This is a genomic window from Candidatus Bathyarchaeia archaeon, from assembly GCA_035935655.1.
Classification (GTDB): domain Archaea; phylum Thermoproteota; class Bathyarchaeia; order 40CM-2-53-6; family 40CM-2-53-6; genus 40CM-2-53-6.
In genome coordinates this window covers 1-4194 of record DASYWW010000020.1, presented here as the reverse complement: position 1 = coordinate 4194, position 4194 = coordinate 1, and the positions used below count along the sequence as shown (strand labels likewise).

At 51.7% G+C, this 4194-nt stretch carries 4 protein-coding genes; all 4 read right to left on the bottom strand.

Annotated features, from left to right (window positions below; translation table 11 throughout):
* Positions 1 to 221: 221 nt before the first annotated feature.
* On the bottom strand, positions 222 to 476 hold the full coding sequence (locus VGS11_04170; GenBank protein ID HEV2119285.1) for an acyl carrier protein: 255 nt from the start codon (positions 474 to 476) through the stop codon (positions 222 to 224).
* On the bottom strand, positions 469 to 2187 hold the full coding sequence (locus VGS11_04165; protein HEV2119284.1) for an AMP-binding protein: 1719 nt from the start codon (positions 2185 to 2187) through the stop codon (positions 469 to 471). The genes VGS11_04170 and VGS11_04165 overlap by 8 nt, the downstream gene beginning before the upstream one ends.
* Before the next feature lie 39 nt (positions 2188 to 2226).
* The gene (locus VGS11_04160; protein HEV2119283.1) at positions 2227 to 3378 is read right to left on the bottom strand and encodes an SGNH/GDSL hydrolase family protein; all 1152 of its coding nucleotides are present in this window, start codon (positions 3376 to 3378) and stop codon (positions 2227 to 2229) included.
* The coding region (locus tag VGS11_04155; GenBank protein HEV2119282.1) for an MBOAT family O-acyltransferase at positions 3378 to 4194 on the bottom strand (817 nt) is incomplete at its 5' end. The genes VGS11_04155 and VGS11_04160, both read right to left, overlap by 1 nt.

Below are 4194 nucleotides of genomic sequence, written 5' to 3'. Positions count from 1 at the left end.
TAACCGAAGCGGGGAGTTGGGAAGGTGGCAAGAAGTCGTGACTCAATCGGACGCCTTGGACCAATTGTCGTAGCGGATATCTGCATTCATGACCGCTGCTTTTCGTAATCTTTCAGAATGGGGGTGTAAAGCTGGTCTAAGGGGTCAAGTTGCTGTGTTGCATCCACTGGCAAAACATATTCAAGGCGGTTCCGGGCCAACGAGGATTCAGGGTATATATCTCATTTTCTTGGAATGCCGACACGCCGCGCGGTCGAGAACATGCTATCGACCGTATCCATGTCTTTGGCCTGAATTTTTCCTGCAGGGAGTCGAGTATTGGTGAGGTCTTCAAGTTTTTGCAACAGATCAACCAGCGCCAGAGAATCAATAAGGCCTGACGAAACCAATGGCGTTTTTTCATCGATCTGGGTCCCCGGACGGCGAATGACTTCATTCAAGATGTATTCGATCATTTCCGCTTTGAGGTCAGGCATCGGCGGAATTCTCCCGTAGTGTCGGATGTTCGGTTAATAGTTTTTCCCGAGTAGTCCCGCGTGCTGGTTTTCCGGCTGTGCTTTTCACGATCCATCTGGGTGGTTTTATGAAAAGATGTCCAACGGCGATTCCCAGTTCTGCCTTTACGGCGTTTCGCAATTCCCGCTCGATGGTTTGCGCATGAGTCAGATCAGCATTTTCGCGCACCTCGGCCACGACAACAATCTCCTCAGTTCCGAGATTGGAATTATATTTCCCGAAAGCGACCACCCTTCCGTCACAGATCGCTGAATGGCTGGATACAATTTCCTCCACATCCTGAGGATAGATATTCTCGCCAGCCACGATGATCAGGTCTTTTTTCCTGCCAACCACGAATAACTCATCATCAGATAAAAATCCGAGGTCTCCCGAGTAATACCAGCCGCCTCGGACTGCCTTTCCCGTCAAATCCGGGCGGTTATAGTATCCGTCCAGCATCGATTCACTGTGAATGGCAATTTCTCCAACCTTGCCAACTAGATTTTCTCCTGTTTCTGAAACTACGCGAATCTGGGTATTAGCCAAGGGCCTGCCAGACGATACGAAGCAAATAGCATCTTGGTTGTTACTTGAAACCGGGCGCACCAAACCTTGCTTCCGGAATGCGTTTGTCTCAATCCAGATCCGTCGAGGGTTGGGTGAAGCCATATCCGACTGTGTGGCTGCAAATACAGTTTCAGCCATCGCATAGCAGCTTTGCAGCGTTCGTGGACGCAGGCCATGACTCGCAAACGCAGAAGTAAACTCATCCATGCTTGAGGCACGCACTGGTTCGGAGCAATTGATGAGAGCTCTCAGACTCGATAGATCGATGCCCGCGCGATCCTGGGGCCTCACTCTTCGCGCCAGGAACTGCAAGGCAAAATTAGGAACCCACGCCAGAGTGCAGCGTTCCGTACCGATGAGTTCGAGCATCGTTCGAGGTTGCATGACCCAGTCGATTGGGGACTGCATCAGCACTGCTAAATGGCATGCAAGAGGAAGCATGAAACAAGCGATCAGGCCCATGTCATGATAAAGCGGCAGCCAGCTATAGATCCGATCCCTTGAACTGAGCTGAATCGCAGGGGCTAGATTACTTATTTGCTTGAGAACAGCACGGTGCGTTAGAGCAACTCCCTTTTGAAGCCCTGTGGTCCCGGCTGAATGTTGTATGAAAGCAATCTGATCCGGATGCACCGCTTGGTCGTTTTTGGGCGTCGGTTGCGCGGGGAATGCGTCCGGGCACCGGGCGATTCGGGAATTCCCATCCGCGGCAATATGTGCCATCAAGTCCTGAGGGAATCCCTCGTCAACGACGGTTAAGGAGGCTTTCAGGTTGGCGGACACACCCGCAAGCCCGTAGCGATACTTAGAAGGTTCCACTTTGAAGTTTGGATACGCCAATATAGCGGGAATAGCTCCGAGAAGCATTGCGCCCATAAAGGCTGACATAAGCTGGATGCCCTGCGGCATGATCAAGATAACAGTTTCCCCATTACGGACGCCGAGCGAACGAAAGTATTGCGCGTGAGCCTGAGCTTGCCGCCGAAACGCCTCAAAAGTGAGCGTCTCGACGTCGGTCTCACTCTTCCACATCGTCACGAAGGGCTTGTCGGCGGGAGCGGCAGCAAGTGCCTCCACCAAAGTCTCAAAGCCCTGTCCGACGGTTGTAGTTGATTCAGACATAAGGCGATGCCTCGCTAGTCTTGCAGTTCTCGACTCAACTCAGCGATTACTGACTCCGAGTCTCGCGCTAGAACGACACCCAATCGAAGCCGGTGACCGACCCGCCGATGGGGCCAAGTTCTTTCCGTACGTCTGAGGGAAAAGCACCGGCTTAAGTCCGACCGCCAGATCCGCTGCCATTATTTCCGCACCGCTCGTAGTGAAATGCACCATGTCCGCGAAATACTCTGGGCCTGGGGGGATTTCATTCGCTGCATCGATAAGATAGAGCTTCTCACAGGCGGCGGTTTCCCGGATGGCTTGATTCATTCTTCGCTCCATATCGATGAAACCGCCCTCTTCGAGTATTGGATAAAATTTTCGCCATTCAATCAAGAGATCGCGATCTTCCGGAGTGAGAGCTGAGCCAAATATGGTCGCGTGTGTAACCAACACTGGTTCGACTCCGTGAGCGCGAAGGGATTTAACCAGCGCCCCGAGGTCTTCTCGAAAGCGCTCGACGTTTGCTTCCGGCAGAGTCTGCATGACGCGAACATGCGTGGTGTCGCGCTCGATTTGGAACTGTCTCAGCATGGTTTGGACGGCCTTCGGCAATGCACTCTTCAGCAAGTTGCCGACTCGCTCTGAAATCCTCAACTCGAGTATTCGATCGTCCAGAGATTCTGGTCTTGGGGCACGCGCAGGGCTGACCGACCGAGGAGTGATTTCAATGTAGGTAGCGGGCGAAGGATAAATCAGCGCATAGGATGGGTGGATCTGCGAAACGACTTCGGGCACGCGCAGAATTGCCGTAGGCAAGGTCTCACCGGGAAATGCCGCATTCACGACCTGGAATTCAGGTTTCCCGGCGAGTTTATTCAACTCCCGCTCAAGTTGTCTTGGGTACTCTTCATCCGGGGCTTCGTACAGGCCAAATGTCTCGGAAGCGCCGAAGCAAACGATCCGTACGGTTCCAGGCTGGAGTTCGGGTCCCCGGTAGCCCAGGCTGTTTAATTGCCACTTTTCGTACCGCGCCCCTGGCTTTCCCCATTTTCCTAAGTTATCAGTCTTGAGAAGAATCTCGTTATTGTATGGCCCCCAGAAAGGCGCACCGTAGCTCAATACATCGTCTGTACGTGCGCAGAGCTCGAGAACTAGAACGAAGATGAGAGCGCAGAGAATGCCTCGGAGGATGTGGACTATATGTTTCATCAGAATTTGAAATATGCAAATGCCTGTGTTTGTGCAGAGTGAAAAACTCCGACGTAGATGGCTGTAGAATAAAGCGCGAAGCGTACCTCTGTAGGAATAGAGAAGGAATTCAGCCGCCCTGTGACTAGGTTCCCAAGCTTAAGTGTTCCGAGATACCCCGGCACTAACACGAGAACGAGAAAATAAAGACTGTGAGGCAATGTGATCATCGAATAGCTGGAGACCTTTATGACGGAGCGCAGCATGTCGAAAGCTTGTGTCAACGCGTTCGACTGAAAGAATATCCATCCCAGGCAAATAGAAGTGAACGTTATGAACCAAGAAATCAGGTTTGGGATTGGGCCGCTGAAGTCCCACCCTAGCCGTCTTTTTAGTTCTTGCCATTGGCGGTGTAGGACCAACAAAATGCCATGGTAAATCCCCCAAATCGCAAGCAGGGTAGTGCCTTTGTGCCACAATCCGAAGATCAACATCGAAATTACAAGAGTGCAATTTCGCCATAGTTTCGAACGATTGAACATTGCGAGGGGAAGAAAAAGATAATCGCGAATCCAGAACGAAAGCGACATGTGCCAGCGAGTCCAGAATTCCGAGGGCGTGGTCGAAATATACGGGGCGTTGAAGTTTTCCGGGAGATCAAACCCAAAAAGCCGCGCCGCTCCGATGACGATGTGAGAATAACCTGCAAAATTGAAAAACAGTTCGAAGCCATAGCCGAAAGCAAGGCACCAGACGTCCGGGCCGGTGAAATTCCGGTAGGAGATCTGAAATGCATGATCTACTCCTTGGTCAAAATGAATTCCATTTGCCAGTATT